Here is a 26,729-nt window from a genome sequence, read left to right as displayed (position 1 = left end):
CTATCATGTCCAATCTGATTCACGCATGAACCTTTTAAAACATCTTAGGAGCCAGTATGTTGTTGGACAATAATCGCCGTAACCCCAGTGACATACAGCCTTCTGAAATCACTCCGTTTGAGGTGTTTCAACAGCGTCGTACGGTACTTAAGGCGGCCAGTGCTTTAACCACAAGTCTGTTGTTGCCTGCTTATGCCAAAGCGGCGACTGCTACCCTGGATGCGAAAAAAACCGCCTATGGTAAAGACGAAAAACTGACCAGCTACGAGGATGTCACCGGTTACAACAACTATTATGAATTTGGCACCGGTAAAGAAGACCCTGCGCGCGAAGCCGTATTATTTAAACCTACACCGTGGACGATCAAGATAGAAGGCGCAGTCAAGCAGGCAAAAACAATCACTATTGAGCAGTTACTCGCACTGGCACCCCTTGAAGAGCGTATTTACCGTATGCGCTGCGTTGAAGGATGGTCAATGGTGATCCCATGGATAGGCTTGCCATTGAAAGCGCTTATTGATTGGGCGCAACCGACCGGCAATGCCAAATATATAGAGTTTGTTTCTTACAATGACTCGCGTCATATGCCTGGTGCAAGGATGCCTATTCTTGACTGGCCATATGTAGAAGGGTTGCGAATGGATGAAGCCATGCAGCCGTTAACGCTACTCGCGGTGGGTTTGTATGGCAAAGTGTTACCAAACCAGAATGGTGCACCAGTCCGCCTGGTCGTGCCCTGGAAATATGGTTTCAAAGGTGCCAAAGCAATTACTACCATCCGCTTTGTGGAGAAAATGCCGACTACCACCTGGGTGAAAGCCGGCCCGCGTGAGTATGGCTTTTATGCGAATGTCAATCCACAAGTTGATCACCCACGCTGGACCCAATCCTCAGAAAAACGTATTGGTGCAGGCTTATTTGCCGGGCGGATCAAAACCAAAATGTTTAATGGTTATGATGAAGTAGGGCAGCTGTACGCCGGAATGGATTTAAAAAAGAATTTCTAGGGCCTGATCGTTAAACCGCTAGTATTTTTGTACAGCCTAAAACAGATTTTAACGTTTGTATGAACCCTTTGACGTCTCTATTACCGACAGGCCCTGTCGCTAAAATCCGCACCTTAAAAACCCTGATCTGGCTAGGTGCAAGCCTGCCACTATTACGTCTACTAATCCTGGGAATGACCGATGATTTAGGCGCAAATCCTGTTGAATTCGTCGAGCGCTCCACTGGCACCTGGGGACTGGTGTTTTTACTACTTTCTTTAGGTATCACGCCACTCAGACAATGGACGCAGCAGGCTTGGTTGATTGCCGTGCGCCGCCTACTGGGGCTATGGATGTTTGCCTATGCCTGCTTGCATGTGCTGACTTACCTGTGGCTGGATTACAGTTTTGACTGGCCGGATATCGTTAAAGACATTATCAAACACCCCTATGTGCTAGTTGGCGCATCTGCTTTTCTGCTGACTTTACCACTGGCCGCCACTTCCAACCAGCGTGCCATACGTGCACTCAAACAGCGCTGGAAAAGCCTGCATAAACTGGTTTACGTCATCGGGCTATTGGTTTTATTGCATTACTGGTGGCTGGTCAAAAAAGATGTCACTGAACCGGTGATTTACAGCATGGTGTTTGCCGGATTAATGATTGCGCGCTGGAAACTGCATGTTAATCAGGCCAAACGATAGGCATTGATGCCAGGTGCCATCCCTGTGTTCACTACGCTCTTCCAACAAAGCTGATTCCAGGAAGGCATGATCGTTATTCATAGTGCCTAATCCCCTGTTTAAGCTTCTCATGTGACAGCCGCACGCCTGTATATTTAATTCAGGCTTGACATCATTAACGCCAGGACACATTATCGCAAATATAAAAGAGAGCAATACTTTAGGGACGACTCTCACTAATGATTTTGGGGTGTGTCATTTCAACAACCGACAGGCACAGTGTCTTGGTTGTCGGCAGTTGGATTTACACTGCGGTTGTGAAGGTATCTGATGTTAAAAGTAATTTTCGAGCCCAGCGCATTCGTCCTGGCCAATCAAGCACTCGCCAGCACGTTTGAAGAATGGCGTTCCTCTTTTGATTCCTCTGGTTTTGGTTTAGCTGCGGAAACCGATCAGCACGGAAATTGCGATGCCTTATTATTTTTTAATCGGGCGAATATCGCTGTTTCAGATAACGATGGGCAAATGGTTTCCTCAATATGGACACATTTGCCAGAGCTTACACATGGGCCGTTACAAGGATTACTTTCCCAGCCTTTGCCAGGCGTATCCCAGCGGACCATACAACTCCCTTTACAGCAACTCCAATTACCGCAACTCCCCATACAAAATGCAGATCAGCGCTGGCTTGAGATAGTCACCCACGATTTTTCCAACAGTGACGGTGAGAAGCGCTATTTGTTACTGGTGCGTGAAGTAACGCAAGAACGCCAGTCCGCGCAGGAGTTCCAGCATGAGAAATTGCGCGCTATCGCTTATGAGCGCTTCCAGTTTTCAATGCTGGAACTGGTCCTTAAAGAGCAGGATGCTACCCGTGTGCTGGAAACAATAGCCCGCGATATTGAAGCCATGCATGCGGATATGTATTGCGCCATTGTGCTCACGCAACACCTGGGCAAGCTGGTGCAAACGGTGATTGCGCCGACCTTGCCTAAGGCCATGCTGGAAACCTTGTGCCAGCTGCAACTTGAAACTGACAAAGGGTCGCTGGCGACTGCAATTGCACTTAAACAACGCGTGATTGTGGAAGATGTGATGACGCATCCCAACTGGATAAATCACCGCGATGCAGCCAAAGCTTCTGGTATCCGTGCGGGTTGGGCAGAACCCCTGCTGACAGCGGAGGGTGACGTGCTGGGTGCGTTTGCCATTTACTATCGCCAGCCGCAGACGCCCACGGCAAACGAACAGTCGATGATTGAGCAGGCGGCCAAGCTAGTGAGTATCGTGGTCGACAGGCATTTGTCGCAGGATACGATAGAAGCACTGGCTTACCTGGAACCGGTGACCGGCCTTCCTAATCGCCGTAAAGCCTACGAGGTGCTTCAACATTTGCAAACGCAAGCAGAGACGGCTCATCACTGGGGATTGATCTATATTGACCTGGATCACTTCAAGTGGATAAATGAAGCGCATGGGCATACGCTGGGCAGCAATTTGCTGTTACAAGTGGCAGAGCGGCTGCAGAAAGTGGCGTCACCGCATTTTCTGGCATGTATGGGTGGCGATGAGTTCCTGATATTGCTGTCGGGTCTGTCCGGCGAACGCGAAAAAGCGCTGCAGCAAGTGTGGGCACTACAGCGCAAACTCAAAAAGGTATTTCAGCGTGCATTTAAAGTCGCCAATCATAAGCTGCAGATCACTGCCAGCATGGGCCTATCCACTTTTACCAGTGCCGATGCGCTTGAAACCGACTTTGTGAAAGCGGTTGATATCGCCATGCATAGAGCCAAACAGGCGGGACGCAACACCGCATGCGTTTACGAAGCCGGCATGCAGACAGAAATTGCTACCCAGATCATGCTGGAAACTGAATTGCGCCAGGCGATCGAGCAGCAGCAGCTGGCTTTGCATTATCAGGTACAGGTTGATCATACCGGTCGGCCGTTCGGTGCCGAGGCCTTATTGCGCTGGCAACATCCCGAGCGTGGCTTTATTTCCCCGTTGCAGTTTATCCCGGTGGCGGAATCCAGCGGGTTAATTATCGATATAGGCATGTGGGTGCTGGATCAGGCATGCGCGCAGATTGCGCAGTGGCAGCAAGACCGTAAAACCAGTGATCTCAGCTTGTCGGTAAACATTAGCGCCCGCCAGTTCAGGCAAGCCAACTTTATTGCAATGGTCAAAAGCTGTATCCAGAAACACCAGATCAACCCGAATGTATTGCGCCTTGAACTGACCGAAAGCCTGTTGCTTGAAAATGTGGATGACGCTGTCAGCATCATGAGTGAGCTGAGCCGCCTGGGGATCCAGTTTTCACTCGATGACTTTGGTACCGGCTATTCTACGCTGCAATACCTCAAAAAATTACCTTTATACCAGCTCAAGATTGACCGCTCATTTGTCAATGATATCGTTACCGACAGCCACGACCGCACTATTGTGCGCACGATTATTGCCATGGCGCAAAGCATGTACCTCAGCGTGATTGCTGAAGGTGTGGAAACGCCGGAGCAGATGGATTTATTACTGAATAATGGTTGCCGACGCTATCAAGGCTATTTGTTTGGTAAGCCTATGCCGATTGCACAGTTTGATGCCTGCCTGGAGCAGGCACTGGTTTGATGACTGCCTAATCAGGCTGCATGAATTATGGGTTGGTTGAAACGACAGCAGGCGTTTCGCCCAATGTTTCCTTGATTGGCTCCCCGGCAGCCTCAACAGGCTCAGTCGCCTTCGGTAAAATTTCCAGCTGGGTGGTACTGGTATTATTGGCAGCTTGCTGCGCATTACTTTCAGCAGTCAGCACGCGGATGATAATACGGTTATTGATGGTCTGCGCCAGATCATTTTCACTGCTGGAAGCAGGCTTGGTATCGGCCAGGCCAATCGCAGAAAGCCGCTTGCTGATCACGCCTCGTGTACCCAGTATCCCTGCCACACGTGCGGCCTGAGTCGCGGTTATTTCCCAGCGTTTTGCCTCTGGGTTAGGATCATCAGCAAACGCATGGCGGTCAATGTGACCTTCCACCTGTATGGTGCGATATTCGTTTTTCAACACTTCGCTCACCAGTTTAATGACATACGGGCCTTCGTCCGACATCGTGGATTGATCGGGCTTGAACAGCAATTTATTCTGTATGGCAATATCCACCCCAAACTCACCTTGTTGCACGGTGATGGCTTTTTGTTCTATCCAAACGGATAAAACGTTGGCCAATTGTTGACCGATGGCACGCATTTTTTCCATGTCGCGCTGTTTTTTCTCCTGGTACAAATAGCTCAGCGGCAATGGTTTCTTGATGGCGCTCAGGTTTTGCAAAGAGGATGGATTTTCAGTATTCAGCGACGGCGCTTGGCTAGGATTACCCTGAAAAGCATTCACTACCGAATTGGATAATGTCTGGTATTTGTTCAGGTTAATCGTTGATGTGGCATACATCACCACAAAAAAAGCGAACAGCAGGGTGATGAAATCCGCATACGAAATCAGCCACCTGTCGTGGCTTTCATCATCGTCATCGTAGATCTTACGCCTGTACATCACGACTCCCGCAGGCGCAAATAGGCTTCCAGACGTTCACTGACCAGTTTCGGATTATCGCCTCTGGCGATAGAAACCCAGGCATTCAGGAGCATTTCACGGCGTGAGATTTCATGCTGGATATGGCCCTTTAGCTTATTGGCAATCGGCAGGAAAACCAGGTTGGCCAATGCCACACCGTAGATGGTTGCCACAAAAGCTACCGCAATACCGCTACCGATTTTGGCAGGATCTGAGAGATTTTCCATGACGTGAATCAGCCCGAGTACCGCGCCCAGAATACCTACTGTCGGCGCATAACCACCGGCAGCTGACCAGATTTTGGCGGCATCGCGCTCTTGCACTTCAAAGTAATACATATCAATGGCACACACTTCGCGGATGCGGTCAGCCGGTGTACCGTCTACCAGCAATTGCAAGCCTTTGCGTACAAAAGGATCTTGCTCGCGCTTGATCTGGCTTTCCAGGGATAAGACACTTTCCTTACGAGCCTGCAAACTCCATTGGTTAATGCGCTGGGCCAGCTTGTGACGGTCGTCTTCAGGATGTACGAATACCCAGCGCAGCATGCGCAGGCCTTTGATAAATGTTTTCAGTTCGGTTTGCAGCAAGACTGCACCGACCGTGCCCAGCATGACCACCACAAACGCTGACGGTTGCATCAGCGATTTAAGGTGTCCCCCTTCAATCGTTTGACCCAGCACCAGGCCGGCGAGGGCGATAAGCAGGCCTGCCAGGCTACCCCAATCCATCAGGAGACTCCGGTCCAGGATTTGTCACGCATGGACGCACGCAAGCGGGCTACGGCCTGGCTATGCAGCTGGCAGACGCGTGATTCTGACACATTCATAATGGCGCCTATCTCTTTCAGGTTCAGTTCCTGTTCGTAGTAAAGGCCCATCAACATTTTTTCTCGATCTGGCAAATTATCGATGGAGTCAATCAACGCCTCACGGAAATCGCTTTCCAGCAAGGATTTAACCGGGTCATTGCTGTCATCATCCACAAAGCGGTCTAGGAAGTGCTCGCCACCACCGTCGTCATCATGAAAATCTTCATAATAAATAAGCTGGTGACCCTGACAGTCGCTCAATACATCATAGTAGTCTTCGAGACTGAAATTCATGTGTTTGGCGATTTCTGATTCGGTAGGCGGGCGGCCCAACTTTTGTTCTAGCTGTTGCACGGCTACTTCGATATCTCGCATGTTTTTGCGGATACCACGTGGCAGCCAGTCGGCGCCACGTAATTCATCCAGCATGGCGCCGCGCACACGTTGTGAGGCATAGGTCTCAAACTGCGCACCGTGCGTATCTTCATAACGTTGAATAGCATCCATCAGGCCTATCATCCCGGCCTGCACCAAATCATCGACCTCCACGCAAGAGGGCAATTTTGATTTCAGCTGGTATGCCATTTTCTTAACCAGGCCGCTATGCTGCTTGAGCATCTGGTCAGTATTGTTAGTTTTGCCTTTAGCGGTATACATGTTATCCCTCTTTACTCTAGGCAGCAGCCAGTGACGACGTGCTTACACGTTGATCCAGGCTTCTGGCAATGGCCTTGAATGCCAGTGCAGACTGCGTTGCCGGAGATGACTCCAGGCCATGACGGTTTTTCAAGCCATTGGCTTGAATATTTTCTGTCTTTTGTACCACTTTATTTTCAGGAATAGCACCCAGAAAACTCAGGGAAATTCCCAGGAACTGCTGGCAGACCTGGTTCAGTCGCATAAAATATTGCTGGCCCTGCTCATGGCTGGAGTCCGTCACCACTACGCTTAATGGCAATTGCCCATGCTGCTGGCAAAGGCGCTTGATTGTCATATAAGCCGATTTAATGGCTGCTTCATTACGCCCCATCTGCAACACTAATGTATGTTGTGCCATCACGGGCAATATCAGGGTCTGGTCAAGCGGATCTAATAATGCTTCTATAATCACGGTATCGTAGTCATACGCAAGTTGACTCACTATACCGTTAAGCTCTGTTTTTAAATCGCCGGATAAGGACGAGGTTAATATGTCAGTTTCAGCCAGCGTCGCCAGATCGTAACCTTGCGGATGCTTGACCACCGCGCGGCTGAGTATGCTTTGGCGCAAAGCCACCGCATGTAGTGTGTATTTTGTCATAGGTCGTTGCTTAGCCTGGATTAGCAATAGACGCTGCCCAGGACCCACCATACTTGCCGCCAACTGGCTGAGCCAGGTTTCAGCAGGCTGGCCATTCGCCCCCATGACGCTGATCACACGTGCTGATGAGCGGGCCATGATACGGCGCAATCCATCAGCCTGGTCATGGTAGTTAAACATGCTGCTGCTCTCCTTGCGCTTGCATCATGCTTGAGATCACCAGCGGCAACTCTTCATCCAGATACTGGTATGGCAGGCTGGCCTGATGTGGTGTTAACACACGTTCAACCAGTGCATGTTTGTTTGCCACTTCAATATCTTCCGGTACACGTTGGCCACTGGTCGTGTAGAAAAGGCGCATACGCTCACGGATCAGCACATCCAGCACATTGCCAATCGCTGCCGCTTCATCCAGTTTGGTGACGATACAACCGGCAATATCATGCTTTTTATAGCTGCGCATCACGTCAGTGAGGGTTTCACCAGTTGAAGTCGCATTCAGGCACAGTAATTTCTGGATTGGTGTTTCAGCACGGCTCAGCATGGATAACTGCTCAGTCACTGCCTGGTCACGCTGGCTGACACCGACGGTATCAATCAGGATCATGTGTTTGCCTTTTAACTCGTTGAGTGCAATTTTCAGGTCTTCTTCATCTTTCACCGCATGTACCATCACACCCAGGATCTTGCCGTAAATACGTAATTGTTCGTAACCGCCAATACGGTAGCTGTCGGTGGTGATCAGGCCCAGGTTTTGCGTGCCATGTTTCATCACATAACGTGCCGCCAGTTTAGCTGTGGTCGTGGTTTTACCAACGCCAGTCGGGCCAACCAGGGCATATACACCGCCTTTATCCAGCAATGCATCTTCATCATCCAGCGTATGCAGGTTGCGGCTGATCACTTCTTTAGCCCACATCGGTGCTTTTTGTACATCGATATGTTGCGGCATTTTTTCTGCAATCTGGCGTGACAGCGCTGCGCTGAAGCTGGCAGAGAGCAGGGTGCTCAATACTTTGGATTTTGCAGGGCTGTGTTGTAAATGGTGTTGCCAGGTCATGGCGCTCATCTGGGTTTCAAAGTTGCTGCGCATATGACGCATTTCCTGCATCATGGTGAGCATTTTTTCTTCCAGCGTTTGCGTAGCGACCTGGTAGGCCTGCTCTTGCTGTTCGCTGTGCTGTTTGAACAAATCCATGATCGCGTGATCTTTTAATACGGCTTCTTCAGCAGGCGCTGGCGCCGGAGCAGGCGCGGCCACTGGCTGAGGCGCCATCATGCGTGGTGCTGGTTCTTTGCCGTTGACAAAGTCGAGCAGGCTGCGCGCATCATGGTTAGTCTCTGCTGACTGCTTGCCACCAGAGTTCTCGATATCAGTTTCAAGCATTGCCATAATTTCGGTGCCGCCATTGACACTGCGGTTGGCCACGATAATGGCGTCTTCGCCTAATGCTTGCTTGACTTGAGCCAATGCTTCACGTGCATTCTTGCCGAAAAATCTTCTGATATTCATGTTATTGCGCTCCGATTAAACTGGTCACTCGAATGGATTTGTTGTCTGGCAACTCGTCGTGCGACAGCACTCTGAGATGCGGGACAGTCCTTCTTAAAAATCTTGATAAAGCCTGGCGTAGCGGGGCGGCTACCAGCAATACCGGTGTCAGCCCCATTTGCTCCTGTTGTCTGGCAGCCATTTCTGTCTGTTGCGACAGTTTTTCAGCAATGCCAGGTTCAATCACGTTTTGTGCGGATTGATTGTTCTGTAATGCCTGTAGCAGCAAACGTTCCAGCTGTCCGTCCAGGGTCATCGCGGTCACTTCGTCGCTGTAAGGGAATAAATCCTGTACGATGGCACGGCCCAGCTTGACGCGTACCATGGCGGTCAGGTCGTTAGCGTCCTGGCTGTATTGCGCATGGTCAGCCAATGTTTCCAGGATCGTACGCATATCGCGGATATGCACGCCTTCGTTCAACAAGTTCTGCAATACTTTTTGCAATGAAGAAAGCGTAATCAGTTTTGGGACGATCTCTTCAATCAGTTTGCTGGATTCTTTACCCAGGTGATCCAGCAATTGCTGTACTTCCTGGCGGCCCAGCAGTTCACCGGCGTTCAGTGAAATAATATGGTTTAAATGTGTGGCGATCACGGTACCTGCATCCACTACGGTGTAACCCAGGCTTTGCGCGTATTCTTTACGCTCGGATTCAATCCATACTGCTGGCAGGCCAAATGCAGGGTCAGTAGTTTTTGCGCCATCCAGTTCCCCAGTCACTGCACCGGGGTCAATCGCCAGCATCTGGTTGAAATTGGATTCACCACTCGCCATCTCTACACCTTTCATGGTGATGCGATATGCATTCGGTTTTAAGGCCAGGTTGTCACGGATATGTACGGTAGGTGCCAGAAAGCCGATTTCCTGTGCGAATTTCTTGCGGATACCTTTGATCCGTTTCAGCAACTCACCACCTTGCGCTTTATCCACTAATGGAATCAGACGGTAACCCACTTCGAGACCGACAGTGTCCACTGGCAGTACGTCGTTCCAGGTCGCCTCCTCAGCTTCGCTGGCAGGTGCCAGTTTATCTTCCGGTTGCGGTTCCAGAATGGCTTGCAGTTTTGCTTTTTCCTGTTTCTTTTTCACAGAGTAAGCCATGCCGCCCAACATGGCACCCAGTGCCAGAAAAGCCAGGTGCGGCATGCCAGGAATCAGGCCGATACCGGCGATAATGCCAGCAGTCACGCTCAAGACACGTGGATTCTCAAACAACTGGGTGATCAGCTGACCACCAATGTCTTCGTTGTTGGCAACACGTGAAACCACCACACCGGCTGCGATAGAGATCACCAGTGATGGAATTTGCGCCACCAGGCCATCACCGATCGCCAGCAAGGTATAGTTTTTAACTGCGTCGCCAAAGCTGAGGTCGTGCTGCACCATGCCGACGATCAGGCCACCAACGATGTTGATGATGATCACTAAAATACCGGCAATCGCATCACCACGAACATATTTACTGGCACCGTCCATCGCGCCGTAAAATTCGGATTCCTGGCTGACCTCCTTACGGCGGCGGCGGGCTTCGTCTTCTCCAATCAGGCCGGCATTCAGGTCAGCATCAATCGCCATTTGTTTACCTGGCATCGCGTCTAAGGTAAACCGTGCGCCTACTTCAGCAATACGGCCGGCACCTTTGGTGATTACAGTAAAGTTGATAATGGTCAGGATCACAAACACTACGATACCGACTGCGTAGTTACCGCCAATCAGGAAGTGGCCAAAAGCTTCAATTACCTTACCTGCTGCATCCGGTCCGGCATGTCCTTCGGTCAACACCACGCGGGTAGAAGCCACGTTCAGCGCCAGGCGCAACATGGTGGTCATCAGCAATACGGTTGGGAAAGCGATAAAGTCGAGTGCTTTGGTGGTTTGCAGGCCTATCATCAGCACCAGGATGGACAACGCGATATTAAAGGTGAAAAACACATCAAGCACGATGGCCGGTAACGGCAGGATCATCATGGCCAGCAGCAATACAATAATGAGTGGTGCCGCGACTGCGCGACCATCCAGTTTCCCCATCATTTGTTGCCAGTTATTCATCTATAAGCTCCTTAAACCTTGCTTTAACTATTCAATATCTGTTGCGCTTGGTGGTGTAGCCACCAGAGCGTGTGGATCCAGTGCATCCGGTACCGGCACATTGTCTGGCATGGCCGGACGAACACCACCGTGTTGTCTGAACACGCGCAGCTGGAATACATACGCCAGGATTTCGGCCACGGCCGCATACAAGGCTTGTGGAATTTCGCGCTCTAATTCCGTATGTGCATATAAAGCACGGGCCAGCTTAGGGGATTCCAGTGTCATCACTTGATGTTCAGCTGCAATCTCTTTAATTTTCTGTGCGATCGTATCTACACCTTTAGCCACTACGATAGGCGCGCCATTTTCACCTTCTTTATAGCGTACAGCCACCGCATAGTGGGTAGGGTTGGTGATGATGACGTCGGCAGTCGGAATATTGCTCATCATTCTCCTGCGGGCCATTTCACGTTGCTGCTGGCGGATACGGCCTTTCACTTCAGGGCTACCTTCCGCTTCTTTAGCTTCGTCTTTCAGCTCCTGCTTGGTCATCTTATGCTTTTGCGCATACTGATAAAGCTGGTAGGGCACATCAATCACCGCAATCAGCACCAGGGCTGAAGCAATGGTCAGGAAGCCGGTCACCATATAATCGTTAATGGCGCTAATGCCCGATTCCAGCGGCATTTCAGATAAACCCAGCATAGGTTGCAGATCTTTTTTCACGATGGCATAGCCGACTGAAGCAACCAGCACCGTTTTCGCAATCGATTTCACCAGTTCAACGGCTGAGTTTTTAGAGATCAGGTTACTTAATCCTTTAATAGGATTAAGTTTGCCGAAATTAGGCATCAGTGATTTCTGTGACATTACCCATCCCCCCACCAATATAGGAGAGGCTACGGCTACCGCCACAATAATCACTGCCAGTGGCAGGAAGGCCCACATCACTTGCTCGATTACTTTCAATAAATGAGTGATCAGCAGTTCCGGCTCAAACGCCAAGGCCTGGTCAAATCTCAAACCTTGCCTCAATACATCTTTTAGTGCCTCACCCATCGGTTTGCCCAGCATCATGATGGCCATCCCACTGGTGAACAATACTGCACAGGCTGCCAACTCACGGGAGCGGGGGATATCACCGTCTTCGCGTGCCTTCTCCAATCGCTTGGGGGACGCGTCCTCGGTTTTCTCCATATCGCTGTCATCAGCTGCCATAACTCACTCTTTGATCTGGTATTCAGAAACACGACAGGTGTTCCGTTAATACATGAGTGATTATTAAGCAGTGAATCCTTTTTTTATAGTTCGAATAAAGGGACTTATTGACCGCAATCTAATAGTTATAGAATGATTTGTGTTAAAAAATGCAAATATTAAATTTATTTTCCTATTAGAAACAATCACTTAAAAAATAAATGAATTATTTTCAAAGAAAACCCTAAAGTTTTATTTCGTACTGCCGTAAACGAGTTATGACAAAAAGTGCCCGCGTGATTAACCGGATGATGTTTTCTTAGAGAAAATGCATCTGTTATCGGAATACAAAGGGAAAACTTTAATTATTTTTTGAATTGAAAGAAGATCATCACTGAGAAGATAGAGCTATATTTATTCTAGTTAAACATTAAATAAATATCATAACCTTATGTTTTTTATGGTTATGTGTTATGCCATGTCGGGTTTTGTAAGACAAACACCTACATGGCTGTTTTCGTCCGTCTTACAAAATTAACCGACAAACCCTGATTGTTGGCATCCATGAATGCGCGCAAAGTACGCCTAACGCAAATGCGTACTTAAATTGAACCGCAAATAAATGGAGAAAAGATCATGAATGTCATGCAAAACGATTTACTCGCTGAAATCAAAGATGCCAATCTGAACTACCTGATGCTGGCACAACAACTGATCCGCGCTGATAAAGCCACCGCAATTTTCCGTCTGGGTATCAACAAAGAAATCGCAGACCTGCTGGAAAACCTGACCAACCTGCAATTACTCAAACTGTGTAACACAAACATGCTCCTGACCCGCTTCCGTTTTGATGACAGCGAAATCCTGGGTATGTTGACCAGCTACACTAAAGATCCTGCACAAGCACATTTGCACACAGCGGTATTAATGTCCGCTCAAGCAGCAGAATCTACCGTATAAGTTGTCATTCCCATCTGACGATAAATAATAGAAAAGAGGGTTTATCATGCAAAAGAAGAGTGTAGTTAACGAAGCAGAACAAATTAAACTGGCCATGCAAATGATTGAGTTGGGCGCACGGTTGCAATTGCTGGAATCGCAAACGACTTTATCTCGTGAGCGTTTGATCAAGCTCTACAAAGAGATGAAAGGTGTTTCCCCACCAAAAGGCATGTTGCCATTCTCGACCGACTGGTTCCTGACCTGGCAGCCAAATATTCACTCCTCTATTTTCTATAATATCTATCGTTTCATGGTGGATTACGCAGGTGTTGAAGGCATACACGCGATTATCAAAGCCTACACACTGTATATCCAGCAAGTGCAAAGCCCAGATGCAAGCCAGACGGAAGAGCCAATCTTGTCTCTGACACGTGCCTGGACCCTGGTTCGCTTTATTGAAAGCAAAATGCTGACGACTAAAGTCTGTCATTGCTGCGGTGGCCAATACATCGTGAACAGCTACGATTTGAACCAGAACTATGTGTGCAACCTTTGCCACGTACCTTCACGTGCCGGTAAAACCAAAAAAGCCAAAGAACTCAGCTACAAACTAGTTTCAATGACAGCTTAAGTGAATGAGTGACTGATGGTCAGGTTGATGAGTGCAACCTGGTATTGATAGAAAGACACAGCATGCGTTCTATTAAACTTTCGGCAGGGGCGTTGCAGCAAGGTGTTGCACAACGTTCCCTGTCTCAAAAGTTATGGCCACAGAAATTATGGTGTCAGGCATTGCTGATTCAGTGTTTGAGTTTGTTGTTGATTGCGAGCATTGCGCCAGGCGTAATCAACAGCGTATTCGCTTTCGAACTACGTAGCGTGGGATTAAGACTGGACTCGGTCTGGTTCTGGTTAATTCCACATGCATTTCTAGTCAGCCTCATGGCTAGAGCCGCGCTTATGCCGGTATGGTGGCGCTGGATTCATCTTGTTTTTCCTGTAGCGGTCGTAGTGATGCTGCAAGTTGACTTGCCTGCTATCGTTTATCTTGCCGGTTTTGTGGTGACTTTGACGCTTTACTGGTCGGTGCACAATACCCGCGTTCCTTTTTACCCTTCGTTTCCTGCCACATGGCGTGCGATGCATCAAATCCTGGACCAACATGCCGGTGAACAACCTTTGCGTGTGCTGGATATTGGCAGCGGTCTCGGTGATGTGTCGTTGTTTCTATCACGTCAACGCACTCAAGACCAGATCGACGGGATTGAGATCGCGCCATTACCCTGGCTGGTGAGCAAGGTACGGTCGATTTTTTCCCATAGCCGTACGCAATTCACGCTAGGTGATTATCGCCAGAGTGACTTTGCACAACTGGATGTAGTATTTGCTTATTTGTCGCCTGCGGTGATGCCGGATGTATGGCAAAAAGTTCACCAGGAAATGCGACCAGGCAGTCTGTTTGTCAGCTCTGAGTTTCCTGTACCTGGCTTAACTGCAGGGCGTATTATCTATCCCTCCAATAGCTCTCCTGCACTTTACGTGTATTCCTTGTAACACCCTTTAACTCTGTAGAAGCTGTTTTTTAAAATCACTTGCCAAGTAATGGCTAGCAGCCATTTTTATATTCGAACTTATCCGTATTTAGTGTATGCCAGCAACGGCACGATCAATAATTAACCTGCTAAATCCCTTTTATTTGAAACATTGAAACTTGCTGGCGATTGCTATGCTGTAGGTATTCAATGCTAAAAGTGGAGTAGGGCATGTTCGTTATCATCGGGTATGTAGTCGTATGCGGCATGATTTTCGGGGGCTATGCGCTCGCAGGTGGTCATTTGGGCGCACTGTGGCAGCCGCTTGAAGTTATGATGATTTTTGGCGGGGCGTTTGGTGCATTTATTGTCGGTAACGACAGTAAAGCCATCAAGGCTACTGTGAAAGCCTTGCCGACCTTATTCAAAGGCTCCAAATACTCCAAACAGCTGTATATGGATTTGCTGGCATTGCTGTTTGAGATACTGACCAAGATTCGCAAGGATGGCTTGATGGCGATTGAAAAAGACATCGAGGATCCTGAATCCAGTGCTCTATTCAGCAAATATCCGTCCATCCTGCATGACCACCACCTGGTGGAATTCATCACTGATTACCTGCGTTTAATGGTCTCCGGCAACATGGATGCTTTCCAGGTAGAAAACCTGATGGATAACGAAATTGAAACCCACCATATGGAAGGCCATGTACCAGCGCATTGTATCGCCAAGCTGGGCGATGGCCTGCCGGCATTTGGTATTGTGGCCGCGGTGATGGGTGTGGTGCACACCATGGAAAACGTGGCATTGCCACCTGCCGAGCTGGGCATCCTGATTGCGCACGCACTGGTAGGTACTTTCCTCGGTATTTTGCTGGCTTATGGATTTGTTGGCCCGTTGTCCGGACTGCTGGAGCAAAAACTGGAAGAGTCCAGCAAGAGCTTTCAAACCGTGAAAGTCGTGCTGCTTGCCAGCCTGAACGGTTACGCCCCACCGATTGCCGTGGAATTTGGCCGCAAAGTTTTGTACTCCACCGAACGCCCTGGATTTACCGAGCTTGAAGAGCACGTGAAACAGGCCAAGTCGAAATAGTTAACCTAGTTATTAATCAGCGCATCGCTGGAGAACATCATGGCAGAAGATCGTGTTGCCCCGATTATTGTAAAAAAGATAAAGAAATCCGGTGGCGGTCATCATGGTGGCGCCTGGAAAATTGCCTATGCTGACTTTGTGACTGCGATGATGGCGTTCTTCCTGTTGATGTGGTTGCTGGGTTCTACCTCTAAAGCACAAAAAGAAGGCATTGCCGAATATTTCCAGACACCTTTACACATGGTGCTGATGGGGCCTTCTGTCGGGCAAAGTGATTCTGCACTGAAAAATACCGGCGGCCGCGATGTCACCAAAAAACAAGGACAGGTGAAACCGGTGGATGGCGATCCCGGCAAGCTGAAAACGGTCAAGATCGAAGATGTGAAAGAAGCGTTGAAACGCGCTGAGAAGATCAAGCTGGAATCACTCAAAGCCAAGATTGAACAGGCGATTGAAGAAAACCCTACCTTAAAGCAATTCAAGTCGCAGTTGAAACTGGATATCACCAGTGAAGGGTTACGCATACAGATTATTGACGAGCAAAACCGGCCCATGTTTGAGAATGCCAAGGCGGAATTGCAGCCTTATGCCAAACAGATTCTGCACGAGATAGGTAAAACGCTGAATGGCGTGGATAACAAGATCAGTTTGTCCGGCCATACGGATGCGGCAGGTTATGCTAATGGTGACCATGGCTACAGCAACTGGGAGTTATCGGCAGACCGGGCCAATGCATCGCGCCGTGAACTGATTTCCGGCGGTATGGATGAGACCAAATTGATGCGGGTGGTCGGCTTAGGCTCTGCCATCATGATGGATAAAGAAAATCCATTTAATCCGATTAACCGGCGTATCAGCCTGATCATTATGAATAAAGAAACCGAAGAAGATCTGTTGAAAGACAATGACCAGATTTCAGCCAGCGAAAGTGATCTTTCACAGGTGAAAGCATTACAAAGCAGTTCGCAACAAGAGCCACAAAAAGAAATTGAAAAGAAATAAACATTAGATCAAGGAGCCAAGAAATGAGCGATTTTTACAATGCTTATTTCTTGATTGAAAAACACGGAAATCAGGCAAGATAGGGACCACTATGAAAACATTGCCCATCGAAGAGTTAAGAGAGTTACTGGCTGCAGTTTCTCGCAATGGCAACTGGCATTTGCTGGAAATCGAAACCGATTTACAACAAACGACCTTTTTGCTGAACGAAGCGATTGAAAAACTGAGCGCCAGTTTTATGAATGTCTATGCCCAATTGACGGAGCAGCAAGCCGTCATTCAGTCATTGGCTGACACTGGCAAGCTACACCTTGACCTGGTGCAGCAGTTGCAGGTTTACCAGGACAATATCGGGCAGGAAGTAAACAAGGTTGTGACTGGCATGCAATTCCAGGACATGACCAACCAGCTATTGCAACGCACGATCAATCGTGTCAATGGCTTGAAAACACTATTAGATGAGTTATCCAGCCACCAGTTTCCGATGGCGGCAGAGAACGAGCATGAAGAAATCAGAGATTTCATCATGCAACTAAACCAGAATTTTGATCAAGGTAGCGCCCATCTCACCGGCCATTTACGTAAGTCAGTAAATCAGCAGGATTTGGCGACCGGTGATATCGATTTATTCTAATCACAGCATGTTTAACATAATGAGCGAAAAAGGCGAGTGAAAATGGCGAAGACAATTTTAACAGTAGACGATTCAGGTTCTTTGCGTCAAATGGTTGCTTTCAGTTTGAAAGCCGCCGGCTATGATGTCGTGCAGGCCGTAGACGGACAGGATGGCTTGAACAGGGCCAAGGAAAAGACCGTTGACCTGGTATTGACCGACCAGAACATGCCTGTCATGGATGGCCTGACGCTGATTACCAATCTGCGTAACCTGGCTTCCTATCAAAAAGTACCTATCCTGATGCTGACTACTGAGTCATCAGATGAAATGAAAGCAAAGGGTAAAGCCGCTGGAGCTAATGGCTGGCTGGTAAAACCTTTTGATCCTAAACGTTTGATCGAAGTCGTACAAAAAGTAATTGGTGCTTAAGCGCCGGTTAAGGGACTGGAGAAAATAATGACAGTGGATATGAGCCAGTTTTATGAGGTGTTTTTTGACGAGGCTGAGGAATTACTCGCCGAGGCAGAACGTCTCCTGCTGAATATTGATGTGGACTCTCCCGATATTGAGGAGCTGAACGCTATTTTCAGGGCAGCACACTCAATCAAGGGTGGTGCAGCTACGTTTGGCTTTATGGATATGGCGGGCATTACCCATGTCCTGGAAAACTTGCTGGACAAGATTCGCAAGCAGGAAATGGCACTGACCATGGAGCATGTAGATGCTTTCCTGGCCGCTAAAGACGTGATCAAAATGCAACTGGATGGTCATCGCCACGGGTCCGAAGTCGATGCCGCGCAAGTGGACGAAATCTCTGCCACCTTGAAAGCTCTTTCTGAAGGTAAAACTGAAGCACCAGCTCCGGCTGCTGCGGCACCGGCTGCGCCTGAACCTGCTGCTGTCCAAGGAAGCGCACCTGCACCTGCATTAACAGCTACAGCCGAAGAGCAGGCGAGCGGTATCCAGGTTTACGATGTGGGTCTGCCTGAAGTCACCGAAAAAGATTTAGATAATCTCAAAGATGAATTAGCCTTGTTAGGCGAAGTTGCTATTTACAAGCGTGGTGATAAACATGCTTTGCTGGTTAAAACAGACTCCAGTGCCGACGACATTATTTCCATCTGTTCCTTTATTGTGGATCCGGATGCACTGGTGGTTAAAGTAGCCGGCGCAGAAGCGCCTGCAGCCGAACCAGCACCTGTTGCAGAGGTAGCCGCAGAAGCGGCGCCAGCAGAGGCGGCACCAGTTGAAGCTGATCTTGGCTACGGTTTCTTCGATAGTGAACCTGTGTCAGGAGACGCCAAGCCGGCACAAGCTAGCAGCGCAGACGGCAAAGTTGCTGTTGCTGAAGAAGTGGGTTATGGCTTCTTTACCAATAGCGGTGAAGAACCACAGGAAGAAGGTTACGGTTTCTTTGCACCGTTTAAGCCACACCCTGATGCACCAAAAGCACAAATGATTGGTGATGACAATGCAGCTGCAGCGCTGGCGAAAGCCTCCTCTGAAGCAGAGGCCAAAGCTGCCACCAATGCACCGCCTGCAGAAGTGAAAGAAGACCGCCGTGCACAATCACGTCGCGAATCAGACAAGCCTGCTGCACCACAGAATGCAGAAAGCAGTTCGATTCGTGTTGGTATTGAAAAAGTTGACCAGTTGATTAACCTGGTTGGCGAACTGGTGATTACCCAGGCCATGATTGAACAGCGCGTGAATGCACTGGATCCAACGGATAACGAAGGCCTGATCAACAGTGTCAGCCAGCTGACCCGTAATACCCGTGACTTGCAGGAATCTGTCATGTCTATCCGTATGATGCCTATGGACTTCGTATTCTCGCGCTTCCCACGGATGGTGCGTGACCTGGCAGGTAAACTGGGCAAAAAAGTTGAATTTGTCACCAATGGTGCGACGACAGAGCTTGATAAGAGTCTGATTGAACGTATTGTCGACCCATTAACGCATTTGGTGCGTAACAGTGTGGACCACGGTATTGAAAAGCCTGAAGTGCGTCGCGAACTCGGCAAGTCTGAAAGCGGTACGCTGACTTTATCAGCAGCCCATAAAGGCGGCAGCATTGTCATTGAAGTCACTGATGACGGTGGTGGCCTGAACCGTGATCGTATCCTGGCTAAAGCAGCATCGAATGGATTACCGGTGAACGAGAGCATGAGCGATAGCGAGGTATACAGCCTTATTTTCGCACCAGGCTTTTCTACTGCTGAAGTGGTCACTGATGTTTCAGGTCGTGGTGTAGGCATGGACGTAGTCAAACGTAACATCAGTGCCATGGGCGGTAATATCGAAATCCGCTCGGCGCTGGGATATGGCACCACTATTTCCATTTCACTACCACTGACACTGGCGATTCTGGATGGTATGTCTGTCTCGCTGGGCAAGAGCCTGTATGTAGTGCCGTTGAACCTGATTGTAGAAACCTTGCAACCACGTGCAGAAGACCTGAAAACCGTTACTGGCGAAGGCTTGATGGTGCATGTGCGGGGCGAATACTTGCCGATCATCGCATTGCATGCCTTGTTTAACCATCCTACCGAAATCACAGCCCCGACTGACGGCGTGCTGCTGATCCTGGAGGCGGATGGCAAGAAATCTGCATTGTTTGTCGATCGCTTGGTAGGCCAGCAACAGGTAGTGATCAAGAGCCTGGAAACCAACTTCAAACGTATTCCAGGTGTATCCGGCGCCACCATCATGGGTGATGGCTCAGTAGCATTGATTCTTGATGTGCCGGCCATTACACAGATGGGCCAAACAACCAATTACATCACGGGCGGTCGGTCTTTTGCTGACCAGAATTATTCCAATTTACAGAATCACATCAATGCATAAGGAGCATATGCAATGACTACAACAGAAACGACTAACAACCACGGCGGTAACAATGCTGGCAGCATGAAAACGGCAGCCGGCGAATACCTGACGTTTGTATTGGGCAATGAGCAATATGGCATCGAGATTCTCAAGGTACAAGAGATTCGCGGCTATGACGCGGTGACGCAAATTGCCAATATGCCGCCATTCATTAAAGGCGTGATCAATCTTCGCGGCAAAATTGTGCCGATTGTGGATTTGCGCATCAAATTCAAACTGGGCAAGGTTGAGTACAACGAATTTACCGTTGTCATCATCCTTAACCTGAATGGCCGTATTGTCGGCATCGTCGTAGATGGCGTGTCTGATGTGCGTGAACTGCGCGAAGAGCATCTGCGCGAAGTGCCATCACTGGTGACGCGTATTGATACCAAGTACATCGTTGGTTTAGCCACCATAGAGCAGGAAATGCTGATTCTGGTGGATATAGAGAAACTGATGACAAGCAATGAAATGGAATTAATGGATGCAGTCGTGCATTAAGCACTGGCGCTTTTCAATAACGGAATTGAAACAGGAACTTCTTCCTAGGGGCCCATTATGTTTTCAACAATTTTAAATAAATTGGCAGCAGGTACTAAGCAGTATCAGCATATTCTGGATGAGTATGCCGAATTCTCAGCGCTTAAGACTGAGATCAATAAGGCGAGAGCTATCATTGAATTAAATGCTGATGGAAAAATTATCCACGCAAATGAGAATTTGTGTGCCGCGCTTGGTTACAGCGCCAATGAATTGCTTGGACAACATCATCGCAAGTTATTGTCTGCAGAAGATGCAGCCAAGCCTGAATACCAAAGTTTCTGGAAAGATCTTGCTGCAGGGAAGTCATCTGTAGGCACGTTCAAACTGATCAATAAGTCAGAGAAAGAAACCTGGTTTCAGGGCTATTACGCACCGGTGCTGGATAAAAACGCCAAACTGCGCAAAGCCGTAGCCTACCTGACTGATATTACACGTGACAAAAAACTAAATTTCTCTTTCCAGGAAGACGGCTACGCGGTCAACCAGACCTTTGGAGTACTGGAATGTGATGTCAATGGAAAGGTCCTGAATTGTAATGAACTCGTGGTAGCGCCTTTAGGCTACAGCCGCGAAGAAGTGATTGGGAAGCACATCGGATTTTTGCTAAAAGCACATTCTGCCCAAAGCCCTGAATATAAAGCACTATGGGAAAAACTGGCCCGGGGTGAAAGTGGTAAACAGGAAGTGTGCCGCGTCTCAAAATCCGGCAATGAATACTGGTTTAGCGCTAATTATGTGCCACTCCTGGATGATGATAAAAAACTGGCAAAAATCAAGATTTACTCTTTCTGTATCACTGCAGAAAAACAACTTGAGCTGGATTACCAGGGCAAGGTTCAAGCCATCGCTAAAGTACAGGCCGTGATTGAGTTTGACCTTAGCGGTACCGTGATCACTGCCAATCCGAACTTCCTGGCGGTAACCGGTTACACCCTGGAAGAGGTTGTCGGCAAACATCACAGCATGTTTGTCAGTGAGCGTCATAAAGCCAGCCCTGAATACAAAGAGTTCTGGGCCAAATTAAACCGTGGCGAGCCAGACGAGAGTGTCTATCATCGTTATGGCAAGAACAACAAGGATATCTGGTTACAGGCCTCCTATAACCCGATTATCGGCCTGGACGGCAAGCCAGTGAAGGTTGTTAAATATGCCACCGACATTACAAAAGCGGTATTGGCTGATAAGGAACAAGCGATTAAATCTGCTGAAGCCTTCAGAATACAAACAACACTGGACTCAGCTTCTACCAATATGATGATGGCCGATAACGATGGCATTATCCGCTACATGAATGCTTCCACAGAGCGTTTAATGCGCAGCTCGGAATCTAATTTCCGTAAAGTGTTGCCACATTTTGAAGCCGCAAAAATCATCGGCCAGAATTTTGATATTTTCCATAAAAATCCAGCGCATCAACGCAATTTACTGGCTGGTTTAACCAAAGAACATGTGGTTGAAATGCCACTGGGTGACATGTTTGTACGCCTGAAAGCCATGCCGATTTTTGACAACGCTGGCGTACGTTCTGGCACTTCACTAGAGTGGGTGGATATTACACAGGAGCGTCGCGTCAGTGACCAGATTTCATCCATCATTGCCAATGCGGCAGAGGGTGACTTGACTGACCGTATCGATTTGTCTGATAAAACAGGGCCGACAGCAGAAATCTGTAAAGGTGTGAATAACCTGCTGGAAAATATGACAGAGTTATTGATGCAGATTCGTGAAGCAGGCGAGACCATCAACACTGCTGCACAAGAAATTGCCAGCGGTAACAATGATCTTTCCAGCCGCACAGAACAACAGGCATCCAGCCTGGAAGAAACTGCGTCCAGCATGGAAGAACTCGCTTCTACCGTGAAACAGAATGCCGACAATGCACGTCAGGCAAATCAAATGGCTGAAGCTGCATCGCAAGTGGCTGTTCGAGGCGGTGAAGTGGTTGGTAATGTCGTCACTACCATGAGCGCGATTAACGAAAGTGCGCGCAAAATCGAAGACATTATTACCGTGATTGATGGCATTGCTTTCCAAACCAATATCCTGGCTTTGAACGCTGCGGTTGAAGCTGCGCGTGCAGGCGAGCAGGGTAGAGGCTTTGCGGTGGTAGCGGGTGAAGTGCGTAACCTGGCACAACGTTCAGCCAGCGCTGCTAAAGAAATCAAAGAGTTAATCAGTGATTCAGTCAGCAAAACAGCAGAAGGTACCAAACTGGTTGAAAGTGCTGGTGAAACCATGCACGAGATCGTGACTTCTGTGCAACGCGTGACCGATATCATGGGTGAAATCACTGCCGCCTCTGCCGAGCAAAGTTCCGGCATTGATCAGGTCAATAAATCAGTGACTGAAATGGATGAAACAACCCAGCAGAATGCTGCCTTGGTTGAAGAGGCGGCCGCGGCTGCTGAGTCCCTGGTTGAGCAGGCTTCAAACTTGATGGATTCAGTCAATAAATACAGACTGCACACTCAAAAACCAGCGGCACGTACAACGGTTACACCAGCGAGAAAGCCTGCATCAGCACCTATCGCACATAAAGCAAAACCAGTGACACAGAGCACTTCAAGCAGCCAGCAGGCACAGCCAAAACTGGCTAAAACCGGTACCGATAACAACGAGTGGGAAGAGTTTTAACATGTAACTAACGGAGGGTGCAGCATGACAATTAGACTACGTGAAATTTTTAATACATTGCATGAAGGTTTTTTGTTGTGGGCATCCGCCTTGATCGGTTATCCAATTTAAAAAATAAACACCACCAGGAGGCTTTGGTGGTGTTTATTTTTTATCCGGTAAGGCAGATAATTTTCTTAATTTTTAAACGAAAACTCTCTTCAAAACCAATTAAAAAATATTTCTTCCTGAAATCATTTTTATATAGCAAAAGTCATTGAATTCAATCACTAAATTCGTCTGCTTTTAACCTAAAGTTTACCTGAAAAAAGTCGATATTCATGATGTGTATCAGTAAAGTCTGCATGAGCCAGAACCAGCTGATGACAGCGACTATTTTTACAGGATTACCTGAGCAAGATTTGGCAGGTAAATACCCCTCTGATAGCCGCATATTGTTCATTGTTTTTTTGCCATAATTCAGCGATATAAAACTGAATATGTCAGTTATTTTGGTTAGGGATTTGTTATGACAATTGCGAAACGAATGTATCTGCTGATCGCCTCCTGCGCGATCGCAATGGTGATCTTGATTGGCTTTACCTTAACGCAGGTAGTCAAGGTTTTTGAGTACACCAATCAGGCCAATGCGAATAGTATTCCAAGCATCCTGGAGTTATCCAAAGCTGAGAATTACTACCAGCGCCTGCGTTTGAATCTTTTGAGACACGTGTCCGCAACCACGCCTGCCGAGAAAGCAAAGCTTGCCTCGCAAATTCAGGACCGCCGTAAAGTGGTTGAAGAAGCGATGAGTAATTACAAAGACCTGACCAGCGATAGCACAGACAAGGAAATGTTCGCGCAAGAGCAGAATATGCTGGCAGGATATTTCGATCAGATGACCCGTGTGCTTGCTTTGTCCGATGCCGGTTCGCCTGAAGCGGCCAGCCTTCTGCAAGCAGCAGATAAAGTGGCCGTTGAGCTGGCTAATAAGCTGGATGATCATATGGTGTATAACCAGAAGATCAGTAAGGTGCATGCCGACAATGCGGCCGCTATTAAACAGAAAGCCTTGTGGCAATCTGCGGCTATTGCTTTGCTGTGCCTGTCTGTGATTGTGGTGACAGGTATATTGATTACCAAACGTTTGCGTGCGCAACTGGGTATGGAACCAACTGAGCTGAGCGTGATTGCACGCAACTTTGTTGAAGGTAACCTTAACCAGAAAATTACCCTTCCAGAAACCGATAAGACTAGTGTGGCTTACTCGATTCGCACATTGCAAAAAACCTTGGATGGCCTGGTGCAGTCCCTGAACTATGTCAGCCAGCAGCATGATGAAGGCGATATTGATTGCACAGTCGACCAAACCCGTTTTAAAGGTGGTTACGGTGAAATGGCCGCAGGCATCAATAAAATGGTGGCTGGCCATATTGCCATGAACAAGGAAGCGATTGAGGTGGTTAAAGCCTTTGGTGAAGGCAACCTTGATAAAACACTGAAACAATTTCCTGGCAAAAAGGCGTTCGTGAACGAAGCGATTGAACAGGTGCGTAGCAATATTAAACGCCTGATTAGTGATGCCGATGAGCTTGCGCATGCCGCGGTTGAAGGTCGTTTGACTGCTCGCGTGGATGCAAGCAAGCATGAGGGTGATTTCCGCACTATTGTCCAGGGGCTTAACAGCACGCTGGATGCGATTGTGAAACCTTTGAATGTCACCTCCGGCTACCTGGACAACATTGCCAAAGGCAATATTCCAGCCAAGATCACCGAGCAATATCAGGGTGACTACAGCCTCATCATTAACAACCTCAATACGTGTATTGATGCTGTGAATGCACTGGTGGCAGATGCGAATGAACTGGCAGTTGCCGCGCAAAATGGTGCTTTGTCTACCCGTGCAGATACCGGCAAGCACAATGGCGATTTCCGCAAAGTGATTGATGGTCTGAACAGCACGCTGGATGCAGTTGTGAAACCACTGACAGTGACTTCAGAGTATCTGGAGAATATTGCCCGTGGTCATATCCCAGCCAAGATTACCGATCATTATCCAGGCGACTACAGCCAGATAATTGATAACATGAACACCAGCATTGACGCGGTGAACGCTTTGGTTGCAGACACGAATCTGCTGGCCGAAGCTGCCGGTGAAGGCCGTATTACCGTACGTGCCGACGCTGACAAACACCAGGGCGNGACGCGGTGAACGCTTTGGTTGCAGACACGAATCTGCTGGCCGAAGCTGCCGGTGAAGGCCGTATTACCGTACGTGCCGACGCTGACAAACACCAGGGCGACTTCCGCAAGATTATCGAAGGTGTGAACAGCACCCTGGATATGGTGGTAGACCCRATYATCGCTGTGACTGAAGCMGTAGAAACCATCACCACAGCAGCCAATGAAATCTCCAGCGGTAACGCCGACCTGTCAGCCCGTACGGAACAGCAAGCCTCCAGCCTGGAACAAACGGCTGCCAGCATGGAAGARCTGGCTTCAACGGTGAAACAGAATGCCGAGAACGCCAAACAGGCGAACCAGCTGGCATTAACTGCTTCTGATGTGGCTGTCAAAGGCGGTGCCGTGGTTAACGAAGTGGTCGCGACCATGAGTGCCATTAACGATAGCGCCAAGAAGATTGAAGACATTATCTCTGTGATTGACGGTATTGCCTTCCAGACCAACATCCTGGCCCTGAACGCAGCGGTGGAAGCCGCCCGTGCAGGCGAGCAGGGTAGAGGCTTTGCCGTAGTGGCAGGTGAAGTGCGTAATTTGGCACAACGCTCAGCCAGTGCTGCGAAAGARATTAAAGAGTTGATCACAGACTCAGTGAATAAAACCACTGAAGGTACGCGCCTGGTTGAGAATGCCGGTAGCACCATGGAAGATGTGGTGTCCTCGGTACAACGTGTGGCTGACATCATCAGTGAGATCTCGGCTGCCTCTGCCGAGCAGACCACCGGTATTGACCAGGTCAACCAGGCAGTGACCAGCATGGATGAAACCACGCAACAGAATGCGGCCTTGGTTGAAGAAGCGGCAGCTGCAGCTGAATCACTGGTAGACCAGGCTAACCAGCTGGCTGATGCCATCAGCCAGTTCAAGCTGGAAGGCAAGAGCTTTGGTGGCGGGCATGCGGTGACGCAGAAACCGGCAGCAAGACACAGCCCGGTGAAAGTGGCYTCTAGCCAGCAGGGTGCGCAAAGGGATAGCGGTTATAGCTCGAAATCTGTCTCTGAAGGCTCATTTGGCAAGTCGGCCTCCGGAGGTGGCAGTAGTCCGCCACCGATGAAGTCCAGCGCCTCCAAACGCACTGGTACTGACGATAGTGACTGGGAAGAGTTTTAGCCAGTAACGGAATCACAAAAAGCCGACCTAAATAAGGTCGG

Annotated in this window: 21 protein-coding genes and 1 pseudogene; 15 read left to right on the top strand and 7 right to left on the bottom strand. The window is 48.7% G+C overall.

The features are described 5' to 3' along the window. Nucleotides 1–56: 56 nt before the first annotated feature. The 3 genes from msrP to ASG24_RS00100 all read left to right on the top strand — a co-directional run bounded on the left by msrP (nt 57) and on the right by ASG24_RS00100 (nt 4,294). Nucleotides 57–1,007 carry a protein-methionine-sulfoxide reductase catalytic subunit MsrP gene (gene msrP / locus ASG24_RS00110; RefSeq protein WP_055866477.1) on the top strand — a complete coding sequence of 317 codons (951 nt, stop codon included), beginning with the start codon at nt 57–59 and terminating at the stop codon, nt 1,005–1,007. A gap of 59 nt (nt 1,008–1,066) precedes the next feature. Further along, a complete protein-coding gene (locus tag ASG24_RS00105) occupies nt 1,067–1,690 on the top strand; it encodes a sulfite oxidase heme-binding subunit YedZ (RefSeq protein ID WP_055866475.1) in 624 nt (207 codons plus the stop codon). A 309-nt stretch (nt 1,691–1,999) separates the two neighbouring features. Next, nucleotides 2,000–4,294, top strand: a complete 2,295-nt coding sequence (locus ASG24_RS00100) for a bifunctional diguanylate cyclase/phosphodiesterase (protein WP_055866473.1) — start codon at nt 2,000–2,002, stop codon at nt 4,292–4,294. 25 nt (nt 4,295–4,319) lie between these two features. Here the strand turns inward: ASG24_RS00100 and ASG24_RS00095 are convergent, their stop codons facing one another. Genes ASG24_RS00095 through flhB form a run of 7 tightly spaced genes read right to left on the bottom strand, consistent with a single transcriptional unit; the run spans nt 4,320 to nt 12,147 of the window. Beyond that, nucleotides 4,320–5,213, bottom strand: a complete 894-nt coding sequence (locus tag ASG24_RS00095) for a flagellar motor protein MotB (protein ID WP_055866470.1) — start codon at nt 5,211–5,213, stop codon at nt 4,320–4,322. Then, nucleotides 5,213–5,965, bottom strand: coding sequence for a flagellar motor protein (locus tag ASG24_RS00090; protein WP_055824968.1), 753 nt, complete (start codon nt 5,963–5,965; stop codon nt 5,213–5,215). The genes ASG24_RS00095 and ASG24_RS00090 overlap by 1 nt, the downstream gene beginning before the upstream one ends. Then, nucleotides 5,965–6,702, bottom strand: a complete 738-nt coding sequence (locus tag ASG24_RS00085; protein WP_055824965.1) for an RNA polymerase sigma factor FliA — start codon at nt 6,700–6,702, stop codon at nt 5,965–5,967. The genes ASG24_RS00090 and ASG24_RS00085 overlap by 1 nt, the downstream gene beginning before the upstream one ends. A 16-nt stretch (nt 6,703–6,718) precedes the next feature. Continuing rightward, complete coding sequence (locus tag ASG24_RS00080) at nt 6,719–7,525, bottom strand: hypothetical protein (RefSeq protein WP_055866467.1); 807 nt, start codon at nt 7,523–7,525, stop codon at nt 6,719–6,721. Beyond that, nucleotides 7,518–8,858, bottom strand: a complete 1,341-nt coding sequence (flhF, locus tag ASG24_RS00075) for a flagellar biosynthesis protein FlhF (protein ID WP_055866463.1) — start codon at nt 8,856–8,858, stop codon at nt 7,518–7,520. The genes ASG24_RS00080 and flhF overlap by 8 nt, the downstream gene beginning before the upstream one ends. A gap of 1 nt (nt 8,859) precedes the next feature. Beyond that, nucleotides 8,860–10,947, bottom strand: a complete 2,088-nt coding sequence (gene flhA / locus ASG24_RS00070; protein WP_055866460.1) for a flagellar biosynthesis protein FlhA — start codon at nt 10,945–10,947, stop codon at nt 8,860–8,862. 27 nt (nt 10,948–10,974) lie between these two features. Next, nucleotides 10,975–12,147 carry a flagellar biosynthesis protein FlhB gene (gene flhB / locus ASG24_RS00065; protein ID WP_055824953.1) on the bottom strand — a complete coding sequence of 391 codons (1,173 nt, stop codon included), beginning with the start codon at nt 12,145–12,147 and terminating at the stop codon, nt 10,975–10,977. A gap of 615 nt (nt 12,148–12,762) precedes the next feature. On the opposite strand from flhB, the gene flhD reads away from it, so the two are divergent. The 12 genes and pseudogenes from flhD to ASG24_RS14525 form a co-directional block, all read left to right on the top strand. Then, a complete protein-coding gene (gene flhD, locus ASG24_RS00060) occupies nt 12,763–13,086 on the top strand; it encodes a flagellar transcriptional regulator FlhD (RefSeq protein ID WP_055824950.1) in 324 nt (107 codons plus the stop codon). A gap of 46 nt (nt 13,087–13,132) precedes the next feature. Next, nucleotides 13,133–13,699 (top strand): flagellar transcriptional regulator FlhC, encoded by a 567-nt coding sequence (gene flhC, locus ASG24_RS00055; RefSeq protein WP_055824947.1) that lies wholly within the window; start codon nt 13,133–13,135, stop codon nt 13,697–13,699. 62 nt (nt 13,700–13,761) lie between these two features. Further along, a complete protein-coding gene (locus tag ASG24_RS00050; RefSeq protein WP_235562263.1) occupies nt 13,762–14,622 on the top strand; it encodes a class I SAM-dependent methyltransferase in 861 nt (286 codons plus the stop codon). Nucleotides 14,623–14,831: 209 nt separating this feature from the next. Beyond that, nucleotides 14,832–15,692: a flagellar motor stator protein MotA gene (gene motA, locus ASG24_RS00045; RefSeq protein ID WP_055824944.1), complete on the top strand. Its 861-nt coding sequence runs from the start codon at nt 14,832–14,834 to the stop codon at nt 15,690–15,692. 39 nt (nt 15,693–15,731) lie between these two features. Beyond that, nucleotides 15,732–16,694, top strand: a complete 963-nt coding sequence (gene motB / locus ASG24_RS00040; RefSeq protein ID WP_055824942.1) for a flagellar motor protein MotB — start codon at nt 15,732–15,734, stop codon at nt 16,692–16,694. A gap of 91 nt (nt 16,695–16,785) precedes the next feature. After that, nucleotides 16,786–17,328: a hypothetical protein gene (locus tag ASG24_RS00035; RefSeq protein ID WP_055866456.1), complete on the top strand. Its 543-nt coding sequence runs from the start codon at nt 16,786–16,788 to the stop codon at nt 17,326–17,328. Between the two features lie 42 nt (nt 17,329–17,370). After that, nucleotides 17,371–17,739: a response regulator gene (locus tag ASG24_RS00030; protein WP_055824936.1), complete on the top strand. Its 369-nt coding sequence runs from the start codon at nt 17,371–17,373 to the stop codon at nt 17,737–17,739. Between the two features lie 27 nt (nt 17,740–17,766). Next, nucleotides 17,767–20,157, top strand: coding sequence for a chemotaxis protein CheW (locus tag ASG24_RS00025; protein ID WP_055866453.1), 2,391 nt, complete (start codon nt 17,767–17,769; stop codon nt 20,155–20,157). Between the two features lie 12 nt (nt 20,158–20,169). Continuing rightward, a complete protein-coding gene (locus ASG24_RS00020; RefSeq protein WP_082487939.1) occupies nt 20,170–20,682 on the top strand; it encodes a chemotaxis protein CheW in 513 nt (170 codons plus the stop codon). A 57-nt stretch (nt 20,683–20,739) separates the two neighbouring features. Continuing rightward, on the top strand, nt 20,740–23,358 hold the full coding sequence (locus tag ASG24_RS00015; RefSeq protein ID WP_055866450.1) for a methyl-accepting chemotaxis protein: 2,619 nt from the start codon (nt 20,740–20,742) through the stop codon (nt 23,356–23,358). Nucleotides 23,359–23,866: 508 nt separating this feature from the next. Further along, a pseudogene (locus ASG24_RS14530) lies at nt 23,867–25,538 on the top strand (MCP four helix bundle domain-containing protein); the annotation flags it as partial. Nucleotide 25,539: 1 nt separating this feature from the next. Then, the coding region (locus ASG24_RS14525; RefSeq protein WP_235562262.1) for a methyl-accepting chemotaxis protein at nt 25,540–26,688 on the top strand (1,149 nt) is incomplete at its 5' end. Nucleotides 26,689–26,729: the final 41 nt, after the last annotated feature.

This window comes from Methylophilus sp. Leaf414, from assembly GCF_001425425.1.
Taxonomy (GTDB): Bacteria; Pseudomonadota; Gammaproteobacteria; order Burkholderiales; family Methylophilaceae; genus Methylophilus.
Note: the sequence above shows the minus strand (reverse complement) of the source record. Positions and strands in the feature narration are given on the sequence as shown.